A 24,165-nucleotide genomic window follows, 5' to 3' on the forward strand; every position below is an offset into this window, starting at 1 on the left:
TAGAAAGAGAGGGATTTCTGTGGACGAGAAAATGACGAGGGAACAACGTCGTAAACAGCAAACTCAAAAAGCAAAACGTCAAACGTCTCCGAAGAAAAAAACAACATCGAAAAAAGAGAAATCAAAAAAATCATTAGCCAAACGTATATTAATTGGTTTAGCATCTCTTTTCATCGTACTATTTTTAATCGGTGGCGCTGTGTTTGCATATTTAGCATTTACGGCACCCGAACTTAACGAGGACACATTAAAAGACCCTGTTTCTTCTAAATTCTATGATAAAAATGGCAAAGAGTTTTATTCAATGGGTAGCGAAGAACGGGAAAATGTAAAATATGAAGAGATACCGAAAGAAATGCGTGATGCGATTCTTTCAGCAGAGGATGCACGTTTCTACGATCATAGTGGTATTGACTTCTGGCGCTTAGGTGGCGCAGTGGTGGCAAACATACGTGATGGGTTTGGCGCACAAGGTGCCTCAACACTGACACAACAAGTTATTAAAAACTCATTCTTTGATAATAGCAAAACAATGAAACGTAAAGTACAAGAAGCATACTTAGCAATGCAATTAGAACGTGAGTATTCGAAAGATGAAATTTTTGAAATGTACTTTAATAAAGTTTTAATGTCTGGTCGTATTTATGGCTTTGGCACAGCAGCTGAATATTTTTATGGTAAAGAGCTAAAAGATTTATCGTTAGATGAAATGGCTGTACTAGCTGGTATGCCACAGGCACCAAATGGCTACAATCCATTTAAAAATCCAGAGCGTGCTGAGAAACGTCGTAATGTTGTTTTATTATTAATGTATAACAATAAAAAAATCACAAAAGCTGAAATGGAAAAAGCGCAAAAAGTGGATATTAAAAAAGGCTTACTTCCTGAAAGCAAACGTCAAGCAGCGGCGAAATCAAAATACGATGCATACATTGATGTTGTTTTAAAAGAACTTGCTGAAAATGGTGATGAAAAGGCATTAGAAGAAGGTATTAGTGTTTATACAAACTTAGATGTGACAGCTCAAAAATCTGTTGAAAAAGCATTAAATGCTGACGCAAACTTCGTCGGTCGTACAGCAGAAGACATTCAAGCTGGTATGGCTGTTGTTGACACTCAAACAGGTGCACTTGCAGCGGTTGGTGGTAGTCGTAACTATGGTCCAGAACGTGGTTTAAATATGGCTGCTAGTAAACATCAACCAGGGTCAACAATGAAACCATTAATTGATTATGGTCCTGTTATTGAAAACAAAAAATGGTCAACTGGTACAACGATTACCGATGAACCAATTAAATACACTGGTACAAATCAAACGATTACAAATGTCGATAATACGTATTTAGGTAATATGACAATACGCGAAGCATTATATCGTTCTCGTAACATTCCGGCTGTGAAAACATTTAAAGAAGTCGGCGCTTCAAAATCGAAAAAATTCTTAGCTAAAGTTGGTATTAAACCAGCTGATGATAAAGCATTACTTGAATCGGATGCAATCGGTGGCGGTAATGTAACTGTATCTCCTATTCAAATGGCGGCATCTTATGCTTCATTTGGTAATAATGGGATTTACACAGAAGCACATGCTGTGAAGAAAATTGTTTACCGTGATGGCAAAACATCGAAATCATATACACCAGATCCAAAAGATGCAATGAGTGATTTCACTGCCTATATGGTAACAGATATGTTACGTGATGTTGTAAGCTCTAAAGCTGGTGCGACAGGTACTGCTGCAAGCATTTATGGCTTAGATATTGCTGGTAAATCCGGTACAACAAACTTTGATGCAGCGAAAAAACAAAAATTAGGCCTCCCTGCTGAAACTGCACCAGATAGTTGGTTTATTGGTTATACAACAAACTATTCTGTTGCAACATGGGCTGGGGATCCAGAACGTCAAACAGGCTTAAAAACATTAACAGAAAAACATATTCCACAAACTTTATTTAAACAAGTCATGACGGAAATTTCTGCTGGTAAAGAAACAAAATCATTTACAAAACCTGACACTGTCGTAGAAGGTTCAAATGGTGAATTATATGTACGTGGTGCGCAAATTTCTGCGCCAAGTTCTACTACTACAAAGCCACAAACGCAAACACCACCAACAACCGAAACAAATAAAACAGAAGAACCAACGACTGAGGAGCCGACTACCGAAGAGCCAACGACTGAGGAACCGACTACTGAAGAACCAACGACTGAGGAGCCGACTACCGAAGAACCAACGACTGAGGAGCCGACTACCGAAGAACCAACGACTGAAGAACCGTCGACCGAAACGCCATCAACCGGCAATGACAACAACTCTTCTGAACAAGGTGGCACAACAACACCTACACAACCGGAAACGCCGTCAACGGGTGAAGATAACTCATCTAACCAAAACAATTCGAACCAGAATAATGGTGGCGGTACAAATTCCGACCAAGGTAGTACAACGCCGTCAACGGGTGAGGATAACTCATCAAGCAATAGTAATAGCGGCGGTGAAGCACATACTTCTAGTACACGTCCAGAATCACCAACTACTGGGCAAGATGAAGGTACTGAAGAATAAAGACATGAAAAGAAGCGAGGTTCCGTCCTCGCTTCTTTTTTTATGCATATATAAAAAAGAGGTTGGGACAAAACGAACTGACCTAAAAATCTGAGACAACATAAAAAGAAAAAGACACGTTCAAGGGTATACAATCTTTGGAGGTGTTTTTTGATGGGCAAAAAACAAACGTATTCATACGAAACAAAAATGAAAGCCACTCGAGATGAAGTTGGCAAATGTGCCAGTAAATGAAATGATGAAGGCATGTGGAATTAAAAATAATACACAGATTTATCAATGGGTAAAGTGGTATCAAGATGGAGAGGTGCATCGATTACAACAGCCTCTTGGAAAACAATACAGCTATGGAAAAGGACCATTTCAAGCGGATTTAGATGAAGTGACGGCGTTAACCTTACAAAATGAAGTGCTAAAACTTCAACTAGCTCTTTTAAAAAAGTACATCTCATCGGAAAGGAAGTGATTCACCAAATTCTGCTTCAAATCATTGAAACGTTTCACGCCAGTCTAAAGTGCGAAACGTTTTATCTTGAAGGGCTTTTGAGAACGACAAATGACGTTGTCGTTCAAACCGTTCAAGCATACATCAACTACGATAATCATACGCGAATTTTGGCAAAGTTAAACCACTTTTCTCCAGTTGAATACCGGAAAAAGATGGTTAAACAAGAATTTGACGGCGACTCCTAGGGGAATAGCATGAGTGGAAGACCCCGCAGTGAGCTTGCGAGCGAGGCGGCTTCCGCCATGCCCCAGGAAAGCGTCCGTCAAATTTAGCTGAAAGAACGTGTCTTTTTCTTTGTCTCACTTTCGTGGGTCAGTTCCAAACACGTTATTTTCTTTTTTTAGCGTTCGCAACGAAAAACCGGCACCGCGCCACAGCGCGATGCCGGTTTTTCTTATGCTCATAGGAGCGGTTGTCTTTACACGTATGTCAAAGCCTCTTTTTTTGCGTAAGTCTCATTATTTTTTCAAGCGCAGACGTGCACAGCGTTTTTTCGTTTCAATGAATAATTCATCTAACTGACGATAGCATGCATATTGTCCTGGACGTGTTTTTACAAATTGCAAACGTTCCATACCATTGATTGGCAACACTTCATATGTTTCGCTCACTTGTAAGGCATCTGTTGTATTTGAAGCATTTTGAATAAATTGCTCGTAATGTACAATCGCTTGCTCCATTAAAGCTTTCACCGCTTTATCACGACTATGATGTGCTTCATGAATTGCACGTTCTTGTGTTTCCCATATTGCAAACCATTCATCTACCGCTTCTTTTGAAATTTTTTCTTTATGTGCTTCTATCATCGGGTGACAAGTCCTTTCTTAAAACGCTTCTGCCCTTCTCGACAGTCATCAAATAATGGGCATGTATGACACCCTGGACGTTGCGCCTTACAATGATAGCGACCAAAGAAAATCATTTGATGATGTGCTTTATTCCAGCGCTCAATTGGCGTTTTACGCATAATTGTTTGTTCAACCTCTAAGACACTATCTTTCCAGCGACAAAGGCCTAAACGCTTCGTAATACGCTCTACATGCGTATCAACTGCCATTGCAGGTACATTGAAGGCAACCGATAATACGACATTTGCTGTTTTACGCCCTACGCCGGGCAAAGTAACAAGTTCTTCACGGTCTGCTGGAATCTCGCCATTATAAACGTCTAATAAACGCTGGCATAGCTTTTGAATATTTTTCGCTTTACTACGAAATAAACCGATTGAACGAATATCTTGCTCAAGTTCTTCAAGAGGCACCGCCAAATAATCTTCTGGTGTTTTATATTTTTGAAACAATGTTTTCGTCACTTTATTAACGAGTACATCGGTACATTGCGCAGATAATAACGTCGCAATCGTTAATTCAAACGGATTATCATGGACGAGTTCACATTGCGCATCTGGGAACATCGCATCCATCTCATCTAAACAATGTAACCATTGCTTAATTGTTAACATGCTATTCCTCCTCTTCTAGCCAATTATAAAAAGGCGCCCGTTTGACAGGTTGTGTTAGTTCAGGCTGCTGTTGTAATTGCTTTTTCAAATTATGATCACGGAAATTCTGCGCATAAAGATCCGCTTCTTCAACCGTTTTAATATTGTTTTTCTTCCAATTAAATAAAATACGGTCAATGTAACGCATCGTTACTTTTTGTGCTAATACGGCTTCCATGAGTGCCTTACGAATTAAAGCAGGTGTGTGATGGTCTTGGTCTAACCACATCGCCACAGTTTCTGCTTCCATTGGTGATAAAAGACGACCAAATTCTTGCTCAAATAAGCGGAATAATTCGCCTTCTTCAATCTCAATTTGTTGTTCTTGCACTTGTTGTTTTTCATTTGTTGCACAATCTAGTAATCGCATCCACAGTGGCATTAAATTAATTTGTTCATAAAGAACACCATCTGTAATATTTTGTACAATTTCAATATAGCCATTTTGCATTAAGCGTTGCATCGCAGCTGAAATCGCATCAGCTGATAAATGCATACGTTCTGCAATACGATTTGGTGTTGGGAATAATTCGCCTTCATCATGAAATGCCTGTAAATGCATAATAAGCATGGCATCATTGTCGGCGATCATAAGCTCTTTATAATATTGAAAAAAGAGCTGTGAAATGGTCACATTTCCACGCTCAATCCACGTTTGGAGCCTTTTTTGTTGTTCGTTCACGTATGACTCCTCCAATGCAAAATTGTTATGTCTTCTCAGACGTTCAATGCTCATTATAACACTACCTATTCGCGCTTTGCTACCTTTGAAATGGTTCAACTTTTTTATCGTTTCTATAAAAAAGAACCACATTTCTTTTGAAATGTGGTTCGACTGACTGTTGTAACTTTTCCTGCCCTGTCTGGTGGGCAAGGTCATTGCTAGAAATGGTCTGGATTTCTAGCAATGCTAGCTGCTTACTAAACGTACTATGGGTAAATACGGTTTAATAAACGTGGGAATGGAATTGTTTCACGTACATGCTCTGCACCTGTAATCCATGCAACTGTACGTTCTAAACCTAAACCAAAACCTGAGTGAGGAACTGAACCGAATTCGCGTAGTTGTAAGTACCATGCGTATGCTTCTGGGTCTAAACCAGCTGCTTCGATTTGTTCTTTCATTAATTTATGATCCCAAATACGTTCAGAACCACCGATAATTTCACCATAGCCTTCTGGTGCGATTAAGTCAGCGCAAAGCACGACATCGTCACGATCTGGGTGTGGTTGCATGTAGAATGGTTTGATACCTTTCGGATAACATGTGATAAATACTGGTAAATCAAAGTGATTTGCAATAGCTGTTTCATGTGGTGCACCGAAGTCATCACCCCACTGAATATCATCAAAGCCTTCTTTGTGTAAGAATTCGATGGCATCATCATAAGAAATACGTGGGAATGGCGCTGTTACTTTTTCAAGCTTCGCTGTGTCACGACCAAGTACTTCAAGCTCTAATTTACAATTTTTCAGTACAGATTGAACAACATGTGCAACAAATTGTTCTTGTACTTCAAGTGATTCATCATGTTCAACGAACGCCATTTCTGGTTCAATCATCCAGAACTCGATTAAGTGGCGACGTGTTTTTGATTTTTCGGCACGGAATGTTGGACCGAATGAGAAAACTTTACCAAGTGCCATTGCAGCAGCTTCCATGTAAAGTTGGCCTGATTGAGAAAGGTATGCATCTTGATCGAAATATTTTGTATGGAATAATTCAGATGTTCCTTCTGGTGCAGAACCTGTTAAGATTGGTGGATCGACTTTTTTGAAGCCATTATCATTAAAGAACTCATATGTTGCACGAATAATTTCATTACGTACGACCATATTAGCGTGTTGTTTTTTAGAACGTAACCATAAGTGACGGTTGTCCATTAAAAATTCAACACCGTGTTCTTTTGGTGTGATCGGATAATCATGTGCTTCTCCGATAACTTCAATTCCTGTTACTTGTAGTTCGTAACCGAATGAAGAGCGTGTATCTTCTGTTACTTCACCTGTTACGTACATTGATGTTTCTTGGTGAAGTGCTTTTGCTGTTGCAAAAACCTCTTCATCGTTTGCTTTTACGACAACGCCTTGCACGAAGCCTGAGCCGTCACGTAATTGTAGAAATGCGATTTTACCGCTTGAACGTTTGTTAAATAACCAAGCGCCAATGGTAACTGTTTCACCGACATGCTTAGGCATATCTGAAATCATAATTTTTGTCATAGTATCCTCCATTTAACAGCGATTCGCTATAGTTTTCATTACCATTATATACAAACATCTAGCAAAAGACATAATTATTTCTATTTTACATTACAAATTCGTAATTCGCTTCCACCAATTACCTGAAGTGTATGTGATATACACGTAATTCAGTTTGTCATTTTTTGTTTTATACGTTATTTCCCATACCGCACCTGGTTTTTCTAAACCGAGCTTCGTATGGAGCACGCGTTTCATATTTGGATCTTTTTTCTTGGCGATTTCCACCGCTTCTTCTGCTGAAATGCCATTTTTCATTTTCAGTGCAGGTCCTTTTTGATTGACCTGATCTTGCAATACAAAGATCGCTTTGTCTTTATTTTTGCTATCCTTACCAATTACCGTCACATACGAAGATGTCCCATTGTAGACGTAAGATTCGCTTACTTCTTTTAACTGCTTATTTTGAATGACGGCATCTTCTGCTTGGCTTTCAATGCTACGAAACGGTGAGTATGCACTCCAACCGATAATGACGACTAACACGAGTGCCAAACAAACGAAAAATATGGATAAGAATTTTAACCAGTTTTTCATGTTATCACCTTATACGTTTAAGTTGTACGAACCTGTTCATACTTCATCATTATACCAATGTTCTAATTGTAACACCATATCCCCAAGCGGAACTTTTTCAACAGGGACATTTGGTAGAGCATCTAAAAACTGATGGCCATATGATTTTGTTTCAATTCGGCGATCCAAAATAATAAATGCCCCCTTATCATGTGACGAACGAATTAAACGGCCAAAGCCCTGTTTAAAGCGAATAATCGCCTCAGGAAGAGATAGTTTATAAAATGAATTCATGCCTTTTGCCTGTAATGCATCTGCTTTTGCTTTAAACACCGGTTCGTTTGGTGAGGTAAAAGGCAAACGCACAACAATAACTGCTGACAACGCATCCCCTGGTACATCAACACCTTCCCAGAAAGAATTTGTGCCAAATAATACCGAGCGCTCGAATTTTTGGAACATTTTTAATAGCTTCATGCGGCTACCACTTGAGACACCTTGTGCAAACAGCATAAATTCTTCAAGTTGGTCGGTTTCTTGAATAAGCATAACGGTCTTTTTCAACATTTCCTGCGATGTAAATAATACAAAGCATCGACCATTTGTAGCAAGCACCGTTTCAACAATCGCCTGTGCCACATGCTCAATGTAAATCATTTGTGATACACCTTTAATATCTGGCATATCGTCCACAATATATACTTGTGCGCCTTCATAATAGGAAGCAGGTGCTTGGAATTGATACAACGGCACCGACGCATCAATTCCTAGCTGATTGGCAATAAAGCGCGTATTCTCGGGAGCTGTTAATGTACCAGATGCCCATACAATTCCCATTTTGCCACGAAATTTATCAAAAACACTCATAACCGTGCGCTTAATACTTAACGGTTTTTTCATAATTTGAATACTTCCTGGTAAGCTACGGGCATCAAGCTCTAGCCACATCGTTTCAGCACGGCGTTGTTGTAAGAACAAAGCATCCCACTCTGCATGTTTTAATGCTAGTTCGTCTAGCCAGTAATGCCAATCATCTAATGTTGCCTGCTGTGATAAAGGCAATTCATCTACTTGTTGTAAATAAACGGTCGTCAGTTGCTTAGCACTTGCTAAAAAGCGTCCTAAATGTTGACTAACTTCGCGTAGTAAAAGTTGCTCAATTTGCACATCTTGCCATAAAAATGTATATTTCATTGACCTTGTAACACCGGCTGGTAAATTTAAATACTTCGTCATTTGTTTCATGGCGCGTTCAAAGGAATCCAGCATATTGCCAAAATATTGCTGACACTCGAGCACCTTGCGAATATGAACACGTCCTGATGACTCGATACGTGCATAGAAATCATGCTCGAGTGTGCGCTGAGACATCGAGCCTAATTGACCGAGTACATACTTCCATTCTCGATATAAAAACACCGTTTCTTCACGTACCATTGCCGCTTGCACCATCTGATGCGCCTCATCAATAATCCAGCCATCAATATTGTTTAGAATCGGTTCTGAACGCTGTAGATCCGCAACAACCATCGCATGATTCGTCACAATTAAATCGGCTGACTTACATTGCTCAAGTGCTGCCAAATAAAAGTCAAAAGCTCCCTTGCGACGCGTATCTTTTGTGGTGTCACTACGACGTACCTTTTCTAAAAATAAATGGCCGCCACCTGATAAATTTAGTTCCGTCAAGTCCCCAGATGTCGTTTCTGCTAACCACGTAATAAATTGCATCTTCGCAAAGTTCTCATCATAGGAATCATCGAATACTTGAACCATATCACTAAAACGGTCAATATCGACATAATGCTTCATGCCTTTTAATACCGCAATATTCGCTTTCATACCAATAATGGCTTCGGCTTTTGGCAATTCCTCCATTAACAACTGCTCTTGTAAATGTGAGGTATATGTACTAATGACCATTTTGCCGTCATGACGCGCCGTATAAATCATCGCTGGAATCAAATAGGCTAATGTCTTGCCGATACCTGTTGATGCTTCCATCAATACTTCTTGTCGATTATTTAATGAATTCCAGACACTATCCATCATACGGAATTGACCGTCACGGATTTCAAATCGTTCAAACTGAGCTTCAAACAATGTTTTCTTCGCTTCTAGTGATGCTGGGTAACTACATTTTTTCACCTGTTCTTTTACTACAGGTACCTGTTCTTTTAATGTGACGCCACGGTATATCGTATACCCTATTGGTTTTTTCGTACCTTGCCTTTTCTCACGAATAACATCAAAAAGCAACGCTGAAATATTCGTTTTCGCCTTAAAAGAACGCTTATGCAATTGTTCAAGCACACGTAATGGTAACTGTAGCATTTTATCGTAACATGCCTTTAATAAATAGGCGGTCGCTAAGGCATCATCATCTGCACGATGGGCTTTTTGGTGAATGATACCAAGCTCTAACGCTAAGTCTTGCAACTTATAGCTATACGATGTTGGGAATAAAATTTTCGCTAATTCAACCGTATCAAGTGATTTTCCTTGCCATAGCGGAATCCCACAGCGCGTAAACTCTGATTGTAAAAATGGTAAATCAAAGTCGATGTTATGCGCGACAAAAACCGTCCCCTGCAGTTTTTCATATACATCGTATGCGATGTCCTGAAATGGCAACGCATGCGCGACATCCGCGTTTGAAATATCGGTTAAATCCTCAATAAACGACGGGATGTTTTGCTCTGGATTAACAAATTTCGTGTAAGTATCCACGACTTGCCAATCTTTCATAAACACAATCGCAATTTGAATAATGCGGTCGCCTTGCTTTGAAGAATGCCCTGTTGTTTCTAAATCAACAACAGCATACGTTTGACTTTCCATAAATACTTCACACTTTCCGTTCATAATATACTTGATTTTATCATATATCCTACATGTAAGCCTACTAGATTCCTGTAATAAAAAAGAGAGGCTCCGCGTATAATGCGAATCCTCTCCTTTTTATGGTTCTAATGAAATATCGGCCGAATAAACACCTTTAATTTCACCATTATCTAATTTAATTTTTAAGACGCCATCATCTGTAATTTCAACAGCTTCCCCAATTAAAACATCACGTAATGTTGTCGCTTTAATGCGCTGACCTAGTGTGCATGAATAGCTTTCCCATTGTTTTTTAATGTTTTCAAAGCCTTCTATTACATACTCAGCGCTATAGCGTTCTAGATAGAATAAAATACGCGCAGTTAATTCTGCACGGTCAATTTCTTTTCCTGCCTGTAATTTTAATGACGTCGCAATGCCTTGAATTTCTTCAGGGAAATCTTGTTGCTCATGGTTCACATTAATACCAATACCCATAATAAGTGCATTCACAAGATCTGGTTCAGACTGCATTTCAGTTAAAATGCCGGTGCATTTCAAGCCATTAATTAATAAGTCATTTGGCCATTTAATTGCCGGGCGCACGCCTGTTACGTCTTCAATACCTCGCGCAACAGCAACTGCTGCTACGAGCGTAAACTGCGGTGCTTTATGTGTTGGCACATCTGGACGTAAAATAACACTCATCCAAATTCCTTTCCCCTTTTGTGACTGCCATTCGCGCATCATACGACCGCGTCCTGCTGTTTGCTCCTCACAAATAACAAGTGTGCCTTCTTTTGCACCCTCCTGTGCAAGTCGGTGAGCAGTTGGTTGTGTCGAATCGAGTACTTCTTCATAAAAAATAGTATGGCCGAAATGTGTTGTTTCAAGTAGGGCTTTAATTTTTGCTGGGTCTAAATTATTCGCTGCTTGTTTTAAAATATAGCCTTTTTTACGAATGGTTTCGATTTCATAGCCTTCTTCTTTTAATTGATTAATATGTTTCCAAATCGCTGTGCGTGAAATATTTAATTCATCTGCGATTTGTTGACCAGATAGTGGTTCATTTCCAGCCGCTTGGAGCCGTTTTAGTAATTCATATTTAAAATTTCCACTCACGTTCAAACCATCCCCTTATGTGTTGTTCGTCGTTTAGAATCGTCCCATCCAACACACCATTTAATAGTTGTTGTAATGCTTCTTTTAACCACGGCCCACCCTTTTGACCACTCCAGGCTAAAAATTCCTTGCCTGTTACGGCAAGATCATTTTTTTGTTGAATCGGTAGCGCTGCTTTAGTTGCTAAAATGTCTTCCACGGTATGATTCGTCTGCCATACATGGTTGGCAATCATCGTAGCGGCTTGCCACACCACTTCGTCAAGATCAAATAACTCACGTGGTGTCGGTGCCGTTTTTAGCGTTTGTAATGCCTGAAATACATGCTTCACAAAGCGCTGTTCCTTATTTGATCCACGATAGCGAGAAATCAGCTGCACATCTTGCTCTAGGTAACTAAAGAACGCCCAACCAGTTAATGAATCTTGTGCTTTAAAGCCGCGCCACTGCTCAATTGTTTGAAATGAACCCGGTAAATATGTAGAGAGCCCTGTATCAACAAGTAACTGAAAGGCTCGATATGGCTGTCCACTACGAACAATTTGATCAAACTCCGCTTTAATACGCTCAATGGCAATAAAGCGTAAATCTGCAGCGCGTTTTTTCATCGCGGTATACGTCTGCTGTTCAACATCAAAGTTTAATTTTGCGCTAAAACGTACAGCACGTAACATACGCAGTGCATCTTCTGCAAAGCGTTCCTCGGCCACACCAACTGCGCGAACGATATGTGCTGCTAAATCATCTTGCCCACCAAATAAATCAACGATGTCCGTTTTTGAACGTAGTGCCATTGCGTTAATCGTAAAATCACGACGACGCAAATCCTCCGCTAAATCCGTCACAAAATCAACGTTATCCGGGCGCCGGTGGTCTGCATATGTGCCTTCTGTACGGAATGTTGTGACCTCAATCGGTTCACCCATATCAAGTACAAGAATCGTGCCATGTTCAATACCAATATCGACCGTTTTTTGAAAAACCGTTTTCGTTTGTTCCGGCGTTGCACTCGTTGCGACATCGACATCATGCACGGGTACACCTAATAATGTATCGCGCACTGCGCCGCCAACAACGACTGCGTCATAGCCTGCTAGCTGCAAAGCATCAATAACCTTGAAGGCTGCATCAAATTGCATCGTTGTCATGACGTGCCACCTTCTCATACAATACTTCATATTGTTCAACAATTTTTTCTGCACGGAAATGCTCATGTGCATGTTTTCGTGCTGCTTCACTAAATGAAGCTAGCTTCGCATCATCCTGTAATAACGAAATAGCTTTTTTTGCTGCCGCTTCGGTATCGCCTAATTCAACAATATAGCCATTTTCACCTTCGACAATGACTTCTGGAATCCCACCAATATTCGTTCCAATACCTGGTACACTACAAGCCATTGCTTCGAGCAATACAAGACCAAACGCTTCTTTTGAAGACATCAGTAGTTTTAAATCACTAATAGAATATAATTCAGCTAAATTATCTTGACGACCAAGGAATAAAATATCATCTGTATAGTCGCTCGCACGTGCTTGTTTCATCACTTCATGCTTTTCTGGTCCATCTCCAACAAGTAATAACTTCGCTGGAACTTCTCGGCGAATTTTCAAAAATGTTTCCACAACATCAGGTACATGCTTCACCTTACGGAAGTTCGACACATGGATAATGACTTTTTCATGGGCTGCAATGCCAAAGCCTTCTTTTAACTCTGCGTTATCACGTTTATAATATTCACGCATATCGACAAAATTATAAATCGTTTCAATTGGTTTTGTCGTGTCGATTAATTCATAGGTTTGTTGTTTTAGTGAATCTGAAACAGCTGTAACAATATCTGATTTATCGATACCGTATTTAATAGCTGTTTGTAATAATGTATCCTCTCCTAGTACAGTAATATCCGTACCATGAAGTGTTGTGACGATACCGATATTACAGCCACACATATCTCTCGCAAGCACTGCGCAGACCGCATGTGGAATCGCATAATGCATATGCAACACATCCAATTGTTCTTCTTTTATTACATCTGCAATTTTACTTGCCAGCGCTAAATCGTACGGTGGATATTGGAATACCGAATAATTATTAACTTCCACTTCATGGAAGAAAATATTTGGATACACTTTATTTAAGCGAAACGGCATGCTAGATGTAATGAAATGAATTTCATGCCCGCGCTCCGCTAGCATTTTCCCAAGCTCTGTCGCCATAACGCCAGAGCCACCGACTGTCGGATAGCACGTAATTCCTATTTTTAATTTTCTCATCCGACCCGTCCTTTCTTTGTTGTTCAATATCATACTAAAGGTGTAGCTACGATTAGCTACACCTTATACAGTATCATATTATTTCGTTTGTGAGGCACTGCGACGCTCAGCAAGTAAGCGCCAGTCAATAAAGCCCTCTTGTAAACCTTTTAACAGCACTTCCGCTGTCCCCATATTCGTAGCAAGAGGGACTTGATAAACGTCACATAAACGCATTAACGCCGAAATATCCGGCTCATGTGGTTGCGCTGTCAATGGATCGCGGAAAAAGAGCACTAAATCCATATCATTGACGGCTATCATGGCACCAATTTGTTGGTCACCGCCAAGTGGACCCGAACGGAAGCGTGTAATCGTTAAATCCGTTGCTTCCATAATACGCAGTCCCGTTGTCCCTGTGGCAAACAACTCATGTTCAGCCAAAATTTGCTCATATGCTACTGAGAATTGCACGATATCATCTTTCTTCTTATCATGCGCAATTAAAGCGATTTTCATAAAAAAACGCTCCTATCTTATAATAAATTTTCTAAGCCGTAAACTAGTTCATTTAAGTCGACTACTTTTTCAATACATAATTTCACACCCGACATAAACGAAGCGCGATTATATGAATCGTGACGAATTGTCAGCATTTGGCCTTCGCCACCAAATAACACTTCTTGATGTGCAACAAGGCCTTGTAAACGTACGCTATGAATACGCATACCTTCGATATCGCCACCGCGTGAACCTTGGATTGTTTCATGTTCCTCAGGATGCCCTTGTTTATGGGCTGGGCGATTTTGAGCGATTAACTGTGCTGTTTTGACACCTGTACCAGATGGTGCATCTAATTTTTGGTCATGATGTAGTTCGATAATTTCAACATCTGGCATATATTTCGCCGCTTCTGCCGCAAATTTCATCATTAACACTGCACCAATCGCAAAGTTTGGTGCGATAATTGCGCCTGTGCCATTTGCTTTCGCTAAATCCGTTACTTCTTGCAATTGCTCATCTGTAAAACCTGTTGTGCCGATAACTGGACGTACATGATGCTCGAGCAATGTTTTCGTATGTGTATAGACGGCTTTTGGTGTCGTTAAATCAACAAATACGTCCGGCTTGGTATCCTTGATTAACGCTTCTAAATCTGTATAAACCGCAACGTCATAGTTTTCTGGAAATTCACTATATGCTGTTAGGTTCATCGCAATCTCACGATGGTCCAATACAGCTACAAGCTCCATATCGGTCGCTTTCATTACGGTATGTACTGCTTCTTTCCCCATTTTACCTCGTGGTCCTGCAATTGCTACGCGAACTGTCATTATTTCATTCCTCCAATGTGTATGTATCCCCTTGTTATCGCTTAGAACGTAAAACGTGTCGCGATTAAGGTTGTCAATTATGTGTAAATAAACGATAATAGAAACCTATGAGCCAGCTGATAAACGGCTTACACATAGTGTACCAAAATTTTTTGTAGTCGTGTATGACTTGACTGAAAAATCATCTAGGAGGGACTTGTTTGAAACTCAAAAACATTGTGTTCATCATGCTAGGTGCTGCGCTTTACTCATTTGGTCTCGTTAACTTTAATATGGAAAACGAGCTCGGTGAAGGTGGCATTACTGGTGTCACACTAATTTTATACTTCGTCTTTAGCCTTGACCCCGCTTTAATGAACATCATCTTAAATATTCCGATGTTTATTATCGGCTGGAAAATTCTCGGACGTCGTTCATTTATTTATACATTAATTGGAACTATTTCTGTATCACTCTTTATTAAAGTGTTCCAGCATATGAACTTCCATATTGACCTACATGACGATATGCTTCTTGTAACACTGCTTGCTGGTGTCTTTTTAGGTGGGGGTCTTGGTATTGTATTCCGCTACGGGGGTACAACAGGTGGTGCAGATATTATCGCGCGTGTTGTTCATAAATATTTTGGTTGGTCGATGGGCAAGACGATGTTATTAATTGATGCCATTGTTATTTCTTTATCGATGTTGACGTATTTAAATGCACGTACAACAATTTATACGCTCGTATTTGTATTTGTTTGTGCAAAAGTTATTGATTTTGTGCAAGAAGGTGCATATGCTGCACGTGGCGCATTTATCATTTCAGGTGAATATGAAGCCATTGCTGCTAAAATTGCGAAACAACTTGATCGTGGTGTCACATTGCTACATGGGAATGGCTATTATACACGCGAAGAAAAACGCGTTATTTATTGTGTCGTTTCTAAAAATGAATTATTTAAATTAAAATCGATTGTGAATGGGATTGACCCACACGCGTTCATGAGTATTTCAGAAGTTCATGACGTTGCAGGTGAAGGCTTTACACTCGATGATAAAAAGCAACCAATCAACCGATAGACAAAAAACGACCGAATGTATAAAAATTTATACATTCGGTCGTTTTTCGTTATATTATCAAAAGACTTCATTATCATAATAAAATAAAAAAGGATGCCTCATAAGAGACACCCCATTGTATGAACTAGCGGAATGTACCGTAACCTACGATACGTTTGTTCCAGTAACCATCATAAAGGTTTGAGTATTTAACTTGTTTACCAGCAGCATGTAATAATTTATTGTTACCAGCGTAGATTGATACGTGTGATACACCGCCACCTGATGTGTTAAAGAATACTAAATCACCAACTTGTAGTTGTGATTTAGAGATTTTCTTAGACGCTGTATATTGTGCACCTGATGTACGTGGAATTGATTTACCTAATGCATTGCGGTATACATAACTAGTGAAACCTGAGCAATCAAATCCTGATGGTGTTGTGCCGCCCCATACATATGGTGTGCCTAAGAAGCGTGCGCCATAAGAAATTGCTGAGCTAAAGTTTGAAGAATTTGATACTTGTGTAACTTTTTTAGAAGATAAATATTTAGCATTCATCCAGCCTTTTTTACCTGAAGCTGTCCCGTATAACCACGTTGCGCCACCAACAACTTTTTTCTTTGTTACATTTACTTGTTTGCCTTGTTTTAATGTTTGAACTTTTGCAGATGTAGCACTTGCAGATTTACGCATGTTTAATGTGCCATCTGGAGAGTTTACAAATAATTTTGCTTTGTATGCAATTGTTGTTGCTGCTTTTGCTTCAATTGAATCTACTGGTGAAAATGTTGTAGATGTAGTTGCTACTCCTGATAGTCCTACTGTAAATGCTAACGCTAGTGATGTCATCGTTTTTGTTAATTTCATAGTGTTTATGTTCTCCATTCATATTCGTTATTTTTTTTATATAATTAAGTTAGTATTTTTAAATGTTAGTTTGTGTTGCTTTTCACAATCACTACTTTACACAATAAACAATACGATAAGAGGTCAAAAACATTACAAAAATGTAACAAACATAATACATTATATGACGATTTTTAATATAAAACTGATTTTCGAATTAAATAAACATAAAAAAACATCAATTCCTATAATAGAAATTGATGTTTTTTTGATTAGTCTTCTCTGTTATTTCCCATACCTGTATACATTAGTAATAAACGGGCTAATTCCATGACAGCCGTTGCTGCTGCTGCGACATATGTCATCGCTGCGGCATTTAATACTTTACGAGCGGAAGCTTCTTCTTCATTGCGAATAATGCCTAATTCAACAATTTGGTTCATTGCGCGCTTAGAAGCATCGAATTCTACTGGTAATGTCACCAACTGGAATACTACACCGATTGCTAATAGGATAATTCCGATTAACATTAGTGGTTGCCAAGAAGCAATCATCCCAATCATAATGAAAATCCATGAAGCATTTGATGAAATAGTAGCAGCAGGAACTAATTTAGAACGTACTGTTAAGAAATTATACGATTCTTTATGTTGAATCGCATGACCAACTTCATGGGCTGCTACTGCAGTACCTGCAACAGAGGCCTCATAAAAATTACTCTCTGATAAGCGAACAACGCGGTCAGTTGGATCATAATGATCCGATAATACACCCGCTACTGGCTCCACGCGAACATTCTCTAAACCATTCATATCTAAAATACGACGCGCCACTTCTGCCCCCGTCATATTAGAAGTCGATTGAACTTGTGAATATTTTTTATATGTCGACTTCACTTTTCGCTGTGCATAAAGTGGTAATAACATTAAAACAGCGAAATAAACAATCATCATACCGATAGACACTGTTTACATTCCTCCTATATCATTCATAGTTCTATTGTATAAGGCGCTAGTACTTCCTCGCAACTAAAAGGCTTCGTTTATACACAAAAAGCGCAAGTAAAATACTACCAATTGATAGCCAGAATGTGAAATAGGCAATTCCGTTCATATACTCATTTAATACACTATAAATCGGCATTTGACCAAAAACATAATCAATGATTTCATTATGCAAGACGATAATCGCTGTAATGATAATATGCACCGGTTTAAAATCATATTTCGGTATGTACAGTAGTGCCTGTACTGCCATTAGCCCATGACTTGCAATGAGCATATACGCCTGCCAGCCCACATTGCCATCTAATTGAATGATTGTAAAGATATTCATAACAACAGCCCAAATTCCATACTTTACATTCGTAACGAGTGCTAATGCTTCAAATATGCGAAAATGGCGATCCATGAGCCAACCGACAATGGCAAAGCAGAAAAATAATGTCGCTGTTGGACTATCTGGTACGAAAAGCCAAAAGATTGGCGCAGTTTGTTCTAGCTGCCAACCGTACCAGATATAGCCATAAACTGTTCCACCAATATTAATGAGCAATAGTAAAACTAAAAACCATTTTGCGAATAATATATTTCGTATCAATTGCATCATTCTCCCCCTTTATTTGATTATAGGTGAAAAGCGCCTACTTGCGTAGAAAAAGACAACTCAAGCTCAAAAAAGGAGCATAAGAAAAGAAGAGGCTGGGACAAAACACGCCATTTTCCTTTTTTAGCGTTCGCAATGAAAAAACCGGAACCGCGCTACAGCGCGATTCCGGTTTTTCTTATGCTCATATGAACGGTTGTTTTTATACGTATGTCAAAGCCTTTTCCTTTTACTTTCAATTGATAAATTGAGTTTGAATCTGTCCTAGTCTTTTTATTGCGCTGTCTCTGCTTCTAAATCGTTTAATAAAGCGGTTAGTTCTAAAAACTTGTCTTTATTGCCTGCATCGAGTGCTGCATCGATTTGCTGTAATAAATTACTATGTTGGAATTCATAGACGCTTTTCGATAACATTTTCTGCGCTACTTGCTTATCTTCCGACGAAATTTGCATATACGAAGGAATAAACGGATTCTCTTCTAGTACCGCTAAGTATTGTTCAGCTGGCGGTTGTTTCGGAAAGTTCAATTGAATATAAATTGCTTTTTCATTATTCATACGTAAATCATGGAACGATTTCTCTGGGTCCGCTGTCATAATATTGCCTTTATAAAAGCGGAATGGGATACCACTTGATTCAGTCGTTGAAATAACGAGTGCACGCGGACAGTAATGCGCATCTTCTACAAAATGCACTTGGCTTAATAAATCATCATCGCCAATAATATAATTTAAAATCCATACGCATTCGCGACGTTTTAAATCAAAACGTTTTAAAAACCAACGGACAAATGTTTTTTTATCTTTGTTTGAAATAGATGTTTCCATTAATATCACTTCCCCAAATGATTATTGTTCATCAAAACGAGTAAGTAAATCTAGCCATTCTTGTTCTTCTGGCTGTAAGGCATTTAATTTTTTCGCTACTTCTTTCGCTTTATCATGCTGGCCATCTTCCAATAGGAAGTATACATACTTCTCTAAGAATAAAGCATCGTCATCATGATCTTGATACGCATTTGCATAATGTTTACTCGCTTTCTCATAATCCTCTAAGCGATCGTATGCAGCTGCAGCAAATGTAGATAATGTTGACCATTCAAAATCGATTGTGTGTAATCCTTCAACAATTTCAATAAGTTCTTCATCGCGTTCATCATTTGATAGCATTGACACAAGCGTTAACACCGCTTCCATATACTCTGGGTCTAATGCAATCGCTTGACGTAAAAATGCCTCTGCTTCTTCTGGTAAGCTATTTTTAATGGCCATTTTACCAGCAAATAAATACAGTTCCTTATCGTACTCATCTCTAGTAATACCCTCTTTGATTACTTCTAACGCCTTTTTATTGTTTTCTTGCATAGCATAGCTTTGCGCTAACAATAAGTATCCTGCGAAGTAGTCAGGGTCAAATACTTTCAAGTCTTCTAAATAGCGGATGGCTTGCTCATATTGCTCCGCTTGAAATGACGCATACGCCGCACCAAATAATAAATCGGCTGATGTCGTATCTTTTAGCGCATGCTGATAATAATGAAGCGCTTCTTCATACGAGCCGCCTTGGCGATGAACGTCCGCTAAGCGTTCGATAATACGAACCCCTGCAATTTCTTTATCGGTTGCATACACTTCTTCGTAAAGTCGTGCTGCTTCAGATAAACGGCCCATTTCCATCATTAATTCGGCTTTTGCGAATAATAATAACGGCTCTGCGGGAAGTAACTCCATCGCGTGATCAATATGACGCTCTGCTACCTCATATAGCCCTTGCATTTGATAATAATCCGCTAAAGCTAATAGCGCCTGTGGGTACTCAGGTGCGTCTTCTTTGACGTCCATTAACATTTCAAGTGCTTCATCCTCTGCTTCAAGCTCCATTAAAACGGTTGCGCGGTCAATTTTCAACTGTGCTTCCTCTGGGAATAAATAAACAAGATGTGCATAAATTTCATCGGCTTGTTTTAAATAACCGAAGTTCATTAAGTAATCAGCCATTTCATATTGTTCGTTGGCATCGGCTGATACGAGTAAATCCTCGATAGCATGATGTAATGCATGTAAATCACCATTTTGAATGGCCTCAATAATTGGTTGTTGCGTGTTCATAATACTCACCTGATTCTACGAAATTTGTCATTCCTTTATCGTACAGGAGCGCATCTTTTTTCTCAAGAAAAATGCCTAAAAAGCACAACTTCGCTCATAACTATATCGAATCAGTGAATTTAAAGACATAAAAAGCAGAAATCATGCTCACGCACAACTCCTGCTTCTCATTATTGTAACGTTGATAAATCATCAAAGAATGTTGGATACGATACAGCAATACAATCCGCATCATCTAACGTAACATCACCATCTGTAATGAGTGCTGCAATAGCACCCATCATTCCAATACGGTGGTCACCATATGTATGAAGTGTTGCACCATGTAGCGGTGTTGGTCCTTCAATAATCATACCATCCTCTGTTGCAGTAATGTTTGCACCAAGTTTTGTCAGTTCATCAACAACCGCATCAATACGATTGGTTTCTTTTACTTTCAATTCTTCCGCATCTTTAATAATCGTTTTCCCTTGTGCTTGTGTCGCAAGAAGCGCAATAATCGGAATTTCATCGATTAATCGCGGAATAACAGCGCCGCCAATCGTTGTAGCCTTTAAGTTAGACGTTTTCACAACAATCGTACCGGTTGGCTCTGCAGCCGCTTCGTCATCGATTGTAATTGTCATATTGGCACCCATTGCTTCAAGTGCCTCAATAATACCTGTACGTGTTGGATTTAAGCCGACATTATGCAGTGTAATCTCACTCTCATTCGCTAGCGCGCCCGCTACTAAGAAAAAGGCTGCTGATGAAATATCACCAGGGACAGATACATGTGTTGCAGTAAGTTTTTGCCCACCTCTAAAAGTAATGACGCCATCTTTAGATGTAATGTCCGCACCAAACTGGCGTAGCATGCGCTCCGTATGGTCACGAGAAGGTTCCTGCTCACGAACAATCGTTGTCCCGTCTGCATTTAGCGCTGCTAATAAAATTGCCGACTTCACTTGTGCACTTGCTACAGGCATCGTGTAATCGATTGGTGTAAGTGTTTTCCCTTGTACAGCAAGCGGTGTGTACTGACCATCTGCACGCCCTGTAATATGGGCGTTCATGTCACGTAGTGGATTGATGACACGCTTCATTGGACGTTTACCAATTGAGGCGTCACCGTTTAACACCGCATGGACGGATGAGCCTGCTAATAGACCAAGCATTAGTCGCGTCGTTGTGCCTGAATTGCCGGTATATAAAATGTCGGTTGGCTCCTGCCACGCATCCATGCCATCGCTTGTAATCGTAACATTTGTATCATCAAGCGTGATATCGACACCGAGTTTACGGAAGCAATCGATTGTGCTCAAACAATCATCACCTAGTAAAAAGCCTTCCACCGTTGTTGTACCTTTTGCAATCGCACCAAACATTACCGAACGATGCGAAATAGATTTATCTCCCGGTACAGTAATCGTCCCCTTCAATGAAGGTTTTTTAAATTGTAACGTTTTAGACGTCATCAAAATTCCTCCTCGGTTACGCAATATAATATTCGTATGGGCTACGTGTTTTAATGCATTCAGCCGCACGATTACGGTCCTCTTCACTCGTAAAGCTTACGACTAAAATACCGAATACATCTTCACGCGTTTCAACGATTCGAATATTGGTAATACTAATGCGTTCTTGTGCAAGTAATGCCGTTACTTCCGCAATACTACCAGGATGATCAGGTACGTCAATATATAAATCATACGTCGAGAACATCGCTCCTTGCGTTAATGGTAAGTCATCACGGAAGTTCTTTGCCCCTGCAAAAAACGCGGTAATTTCTTCTTCATTGTCACGCTCGATAATCGCTTCAACCCGAGTCATCTCCGCCTGCCAACGATGAAGTTGTTCTAATATATGTTTCTTATTTTGCTGTACAATATCGCTCCACATTTGTGGCTCTGAGGCAGCGATTCTTGTCATATCACGAAAACCACCCGCAGCTAATTGTTTCGTTAACTTGTTTCCGTCGTTTTCTTCGGATAATTGATGCACAAGTGATGCGGCAACAACATGTGGAAAGTGTGACACAATCGACGTCATATGGTCATGCTCATCGGCATCAACAACCATCAATTTCGCATTCGTTAACTTTAATAGCTCATGAAGCTGGTCGACATGTGCAGGGTTTTCACCTGCTAATGGTGTCAGCATATAATATGCATTTTCAAATAAAATTGGTTTTGCCGCAAGCACTCCACTTTTATGTGATCCTGCCATTGGATGTCCACCAATAAATGAAATGCCTTTCGCTTGTAACTCACTCGCCTTATCCATAATTAAACTCTTTGTACTTCCCGTATCAGAAACAATTAAATTCGGCGGAAGTTCCCATGATTTTAATTTTTCCATCCATTCAAGCGTAGCATTTACAGGCGTTGCAAAAATACACACATCTGCATAACGAATTGCTTGCTGTGGATCTAGCGTCGTTTCATTAACAACACCTAACACTTTTGCACTTTGAAGCGTATCTGGATTTGCATCATAACCGATCACCCAGTTTTGCGGTGATTTTTGTAGAGCGAGCGCGATGGAGCCGCCAATGAGTCCGAGCCCTACGATCAGAACGGTTTGTCTCAAGCAAGTACGCCTTTTTTCGTTAAGATATCTTCCAGTTGTGCAAGTAATCCAGCATTTTGTTGCTCAGTGCCAATCGTAATACGTAAATAATTTGGTACGCCAAGTGCCGCACCGCTACGAACGATATAACCGCGAGACATTAACTCTTGGAATACTTCATTACTATCTGCTTTAATTTCGAATAAAATAAAGTTTGTTTCAGATGGGTAATAATCTAAGCCGTGTTTTTCACAAAAAGCAATATATTGTTGCTTACCTGCCGCATTAATTGCGCGACATTTTTCAATATAATCTGTATCACTTAGAGCAATTGGAATAATCGCTTGTGATAACACAGTGTTGTTAAATGGTCCACGAACAGGATCTAATTTACGCACTAATGCTTCTTGACCAATCGCATAACCAACGCGGAAAGCCGCAAGACCGTATGCTTTTGAGAATGTACGCATTAACAGCACATTGCTATACTGTTTATAAAGTGGTAATGTATCTGCATAATCTGGGTCCATCACATATTCGACATACGCTTCATCTAATACGACTAAAACATCTTCTGGTACTTTTGCTAAAAAGTTTTGAATCGCAGCAGTTGGTGTAATACCACCTGTTGGATTATTCGGGCTACATACCCATACAACCGATGTTTGATCATCAATTGCCGCAAGCATTGCATCTAAATCATGTTCACGATTCGCATTTAATGGTACTTCACGTACTTCAGCGCCTTCGATAACCGCATTTAATTTATATTGTGAGAATGTTGGTGTTGCCATCACTGTATTCGTTTCTGGTGATAAAAGCGCGCGGCAAATAATGCTAATTAACTCATCTGAGCCATTGCCGAACAATAAGTCTTTTTCTGCAACACCGGCATGGTTAGCCACAGCTGTACGCATATCTTGTGCGTAACCGTCTGGATATAGCGCAAAATTAAAATCGGTATTTTTTAAGAATGCATTTACTTTTGGTGAGCATCCTAGTGGATTTTCATTTGATGCTAATTTTGTAATTTCATCTAAACCAAATTCACGTTTTACCGCGTCAATCGGCTTACCTGGTTCATATGCTTTTAATCCTTTTACTGTTTCTTTCCATTTCATCAAAAT

General features: G+C 39.6%; 23 protein-coding genes. 4 read left to right on the top strand and 19 right to left on the bottom strand.

Annotation, left to right across the window (positions count from 1 at the left end; translation table 11 throughout):
- Nucleotides 1-19 precede the first annotated feature (19 nt).
- The 3 genes from QI30_RS09490 (at nucleotide 20) to QI30_RS21110 (ending at nucleotide 3,259) form a co-directional block, all read left to right on the top strand.
- Nucleotides 20-2,566: a transglycosylase domain-containing protein gene (locus QI30_RS09490; RefSeq protein ID WP_126990652.1), complete on the top strand. Its 2,547-nt coding sequence runs from the start codon at nucleotides 20-22 to the stop codon at nucleotides 2,564-2,566.
- 205 nt (nucleotides 2,567-2,771) lie between these two features.
- Complete coding sequence (locus tag QI30_RS20830) at nucleotides 2,772-3,032, top strand: hypothetical protein (RefSeq protein ID WP_020189634.1); 261 nt, start codon at nucleotides 2,772-2,774, stop codon at nucleotides 3,030-3,032.
- Entirely contained in the window at nucleotides 3,029-3,259 is a 231-nt protein-coding gene (locus tag QI30_RS21110) for an IS3 family transposase (RefSeq protein WP_158621022.1), read from the top strand. The genes QI30_RS20830 and QI30_RS21110 overlap by 4 nt, the downstream gene beginning before the upstream one ends.
- A 273-nt stretch (nucleotides 3,260-3,532) precedes the next feature.
- Here the strand turns inward: QI30_RS21110 and QI30_RS09505 are convergent, their stop codons facing one another.
- From QI30_RS09505 to dapB, 11 genes are all read right to left on the bottom strand, one after another.
- Nucleotides 3,533-3,880 (bottom strand): YpoC family protein, encoded by a 348-nt coding sequence (locus QI30_RS09505; protein WP_126990653.1) that lies wholly within the window; start codon nucleotides 3,878-3,880, stop codon nucleotides 3,533-3,535.
- Complete coding sequence (gene nth / locus QI30_RS09510) at nucleotides 3,877-4,536, bottom strand: endonuclease III (protein ID WP_126990654.1); 660 nt, start codon at nucleotides 4,534-4,536, stop codon at nucleotides 3,877-3,879. Before nth ends, QI30_RS09505 begins: the two co-directional genes overlap by 4 nt.
- A gap of 1 nt (nucleotide 4,537) precedes the next feature.
- Nucleotides 4,538-5,257: a DnaD domain-containing protein gene (locus QI30_RS09515; protein ID WP_126990655.1), complete on the bottom strand. Its 720-nt coding sequence runs from the start codon at nucleotides 5,255-5,257 to the stop codon at nucleotides 4,538-4,540.
- Nucleotides 5,258-5,505: 248 nt separating this feature from the next.
- Nucleotides 5,506-6,798: an asparagine--tRNA ligase gene (gene asnS / locus QI30_RS09520; protein ID WP_126990656.1), complete on the bottom strand. Its 1,293-nt coding sequence runs from the start codon at nucleotides 6,796-6,798 to the stop codon at nucleotides 5,506-5,508.
- Nucleotides 6,799-6,888: 90 nt separating this feature from the next.
- Complete coding sequence (locus QI30_RS09525; protein ID WP_020189629.1) at nucleotides 6,889-7,374, bottom strand: DUF5590 domain-containing protein; 486 nt, start codon at nucleotides 7,372-7,374, stop codon at nucleotides 6,889-6,891.
- Nucleotides 7,375-7,410: 36 nt separating this feature from the next.
- Nucleotides 7,411-10,194, bottom strand: a complete 2,784-nt coding sequence (dinG, locus tag QI30_RS09530) for an ATP-dependent DNA helicase DinG (RefSeq protein WP_126990657.1) — start codon at nucleotides 10,192-10,194, stop codon at nucleotides 7,411-7,413.
- A 120-nt stretch (nucleotides 10,195-10,314) separates the two neighbouring features.
- On the bottom strand, nucleotides 10,315-11,298 hold the full coding sequence (locus QI30_RS09535; protein ID WP_020189627.1) for a biotin--[acetyl-CoA-carboxylase] ligase: 984 nt from the start codon (nucleotides 11,296-11,298) through the stop codon (nucleotides 10,315-10,317).
- A complete protein-coding gene (locus tag QI30_RS09540; RefSeq protein ID WP_020189626.1) occupies nucleotides 11,282-12,445 on the bottom strand; it encodes a CCA tRNA nucleotidyltransferase in 1,164 nt (387 codons plus the stop codon). The genes QI30_RS09535 and QI30_RS09540 overlap by 17 nt, the downstream gene beginning before the upstream one ends.
- Nucleotides 12,426-13,571, bottom strand: coding sequence for an N-acetyl-alpha-D-glucosaminyl L-malate synthase BshA (bshA, locus tag QI30_RS09545; RefSeq protein WP_020189625.1), 1,146 nt, complete (start codon nucleotides 13,569-13,571; stop codon nucleotides 12,426-12,428). Before bshA ends, QI30_RS09540 begins: the two co-directional genes overlap by 20 nt.
- A 78-nt stretch (nucleotides 13,572-13,649) precedes the next feature.
- The gene (gene mgsA, locus QI30_RS09550; RefSeq protein WP_020189624.1) at nucleotides 13,650-14,069 is read right to left on the bottom strand and encodes a methylglyoxal synthase; all 420 of its coding nucleotides are present in this window, start codon (nucleotides 14,067-14,069) and stop codon (nucleotides 13,650-13,652) included.
- Nucleotides 14,070-14,086: 17 nt separating this feature from the next.
- Nucleotides 14,087-14,884, bottom strand: a complete 798-nt coding sequence (dapB, locus tag QI30_RS09555; protein WP_020189623.1) for a 4-hydroxy-tetrahydrodipicolinate reductase — start codon at nucleotides 14,882-14,884, stop codon at nucleotides 14,087-14,089.
- 200 nt (nucleotides 14,885-15,084) lie between these two features.
- Here dapB and QI30_RS09560 point away from each other — a divergent pair, with 200 nt between their 5' ends.
- Complete coding sequence (locus tag QI30_RS09560) at nucleotides 15,085-15,945, top strand: YitT family protein (RefSeq protein WP_020189622.1); 861 nt, start codon at nucleotides 15,085-15,087, stop codon at nucleotides 15,943-15,945.
- Between the two features lie 124 nt (nucleotides 15,946-16,069).
- Here the strand turns inward: QI30_RS09560 and QI30_RS09565 are convergent, their stop codons facing one another.
- The 8 genes from QI30_RS09565 to hisC all read right to left on the bottom strand — a co-directional run bounded on the left by QI30_RS09565 (nucleotide 16,070) and on the right by hisC (nucleotide 24,159).
- Nucleotides 16,070-16,795 carry a C40 family peptidase gene (locus QI30_RS09565; RefSeq protein WP_020189621.1) on the bottom strand — a complete coding sequence of 242 codons (726 nt, stop codon included), beginning with the start codon at nucleotides 16,793-16,795 and terminating at the stop codon, nucleotides 16,070-16,072.
- A 251-nt stretch (nucleotides 16,796-17,046) separates the two neighbouring features.
- Nucleotides 17,047-17,727 carry a zinc metallopeptidase gene (locus QI30_RS09570; RefSeq protein ID WP_044527275.1) on the bottom strand — a complete coding sequence of 227 codons (681 nt, stop codon included), beginning with the start codon at nucleotides 17,725-17,727 and terminating at the stop codon, nucleotides 17,047-17,049.
- Nucleotides 17,728-17,785: 58 nt separating this feature from the next.
- A complete protein-coding gene (locus QI30_RS09575; RefSeq protein ID WP_126990658.1) occupies nucleotides 17,786-18,379 on the bottom strand; it encodes a DUF1405 domain-containing protein in 594 nt (197 codons plus the stop codon).
- Nucleotides 18,380-18,652: 273 nt separating this feature from the next.
- Nucleotides 18,653-19,207: a ReoY family proteolytic degradation factor gene (locus QI30_RS09580; RefSeq protein WP_020189618.1), complete on the bottom strand. Its 555-nt coding sequence runs from the start codon at nucleotides 19,205-19,207 to the stop codon at nucleotides 18,653-18,655.
- A gap of 21 nt (nucleotides 19,208-19,228) precedes the next feature.
- Nucleotides 19,229-20,488 carry a tetratricopeptide repeat protein gene (locus tag QI30_RS09585; RefSeq protein WP_020189617.1) on the bottom strand — a complete coding sequence of 420 codons (1,260 nt, stop codon included), beginning with the start codon at nucleotides 20,486-20,488 and terminating at the stop codon, nucleotides 19,229-19,231.
- 170 nt (nucleotides 20,489-20,658) lie between these two features.
- Complete coding sequence (gene aroA / locus QI30_RS09590) at nucleotides 20,659-21,945, bottom strand: 3-phosphoshikimate 1-carboxyvinyltransferase (RefSeq protein WP_126990659.1); 1,287 nt, start codon at nucleotides 21,943-21,945, stop codon at nucleotides 20,659-20,661.
- Nucleotides 21,946-21,961: 16 nt separating this feature from the next.
- Nucleotides 21,962-23,059: a prephenate dehydrogenase gene (locus QI30_RS09595; RefSeq protein WP_126990660.1), complete on the bottom strand. Its 1,098-nt coding sequence runs from the start codon at nucleotides 23,057-23,059 to the stop codon at nucleotides 21,962-21,964.
- Nucleotides 23,056-24,159, bottom strand: a complete 1,104-nt coding sequence (gene hisC / locus QI30_RS09600) for a histidinol-phosphate transaminase (protein ID WP_126990661.1) — start codon at nucleotides 24,157-24,159, stop codon at nucleotides 23,056-23,058. Before hisC ends, QI30_RS09595 begins: the two co-directional genes overlap by 4 nt.
- Between the last annotated feature and the right edge of the window lie 6 nt (nucleotides 24,160-24,165).

The sequence above is a fragment of the Candidatus Kurthia intestinigallinarum genome (genome assembly GCF_003991225.1).
GTDB classification, from domain to species: domain Bacteria; phylum Bacillota; class Bacilli; order Bacillales_A; family Planococcaceae; genus Kurthia; species Kurthia populi.

Bases quoted from the DNA above. Each gene is read 5' to 3' on its own strand.
- QI30_RS20830 (WP_020189634.1), top strand. From the start codon at position 2,772: ATGAAGTTGGCAAATGTGCCAGTAAATGAAATGATGAAGGCATGTGGA.
- QI30_RS09505 (WP_126990653.1), bottom strand. From the start codon at position 3,880: ATGATAGAAGCACATAAAGAAAAAATTTCAAAAGAAGCGGTAGATGAA.
- nth (WP_126990654.1), bottom strand. From the start codon at position 4,536: ATGTTAACAATTAAGCAATGGTTACATTGTTTAGATGAGATGGATGCG.
- asnS (WP_126990656.1), bottom strand. From the start codon at position 6,798: ATGACAAAAATTATGATTTCAGATATGCCTAAGCATGTCGGTGAAACA.
- QI30_RS09525 (WP_020189629.1), bottom strand. From the start codon at position 7,374: ATGAAAAACTGGTTAAAATTCTTATCCATATTTTTCGTTTGTTTGGCA.
- dinG (WP_126990657.1), bottom strand. From the start codon at position 10,194: ATGGAAAGTCAAACGTATGCTGTTGTTGATTTAGAAACAACAGGGCAT.
- QI30_RS09540 (WP_020189626.1), bottom strand. From the start codon at position 12,445: ATGACAACGATGCAATTTGATGCAGCCTTCAAGGTTATTGATGCTTTG.
- bshA (WP_020189625.1), bottom strand. From the start codon at position 13,571: ATGAGAAAATTAAAAATAGGAATTACGTGCTATCCGACAGTCGGTGGC.
- mgsA (WP_020189624.1), bottom strand. From the start codon at position 14,069: ATGAAAATCGCTTTAATTGCGCATGATAAGAAGAAAGATGATATCGTG.
- dapB (WP_020189623.1), bottom strand. From the start codon at position 14,884: ATGACAGTTCGCGTAGCAATTGCAGGACCACGAGGTAAAATGGGGAAA.
- QI30_RS09565 (WP_020189621.1), bottom strand. From the start codon at position 16,795: ATGAAATTAACAAAAACGATGACATCACTAGCGTTAGCATTTACAGTA.
- QI30_RS09570 (WP_044527275.1), bottom strand. From the start codon at position 17,727: ATGATGATTGTTTATTTCGCTGTTTTAATGTTATTACCACTTTATGCA.
- QI30_RS09575 (WP_126990658.1), bottom strand. From the start codon at position 18,379: ATGCAATTGATACGAAATATATTATTCGCAAAATGGTTTTTAGTTTTA.
- QI30_RS09580 (WP_020189618.1), bottom strand. From the start codon at position 19,207: ATGGAAACATCTATTTCAAACAAAGATAAAAAAACATTTGTCCGTTGG.
- QI30_RS09585 (WP_020189617.1), bottom strand. From the start codon at position 20,488: ATGAACACGCAACAACCAATTATTGAGGCCATTCAAAATGGTGATTTA.
- aroA (WP_126990659.1), bottom strand. From the start codon at position 21,945: ATGACGTCTAAAACGTTACAATTTAAAAAACCTTCATTGAAGGGGACG.
- hisC (WP_126990661.1), bottom strand. From the start codon at position 24,159: ATGAAATGGAAAGAAACAGTAAAAGGATTAAAAGCATATGAACCAGGT.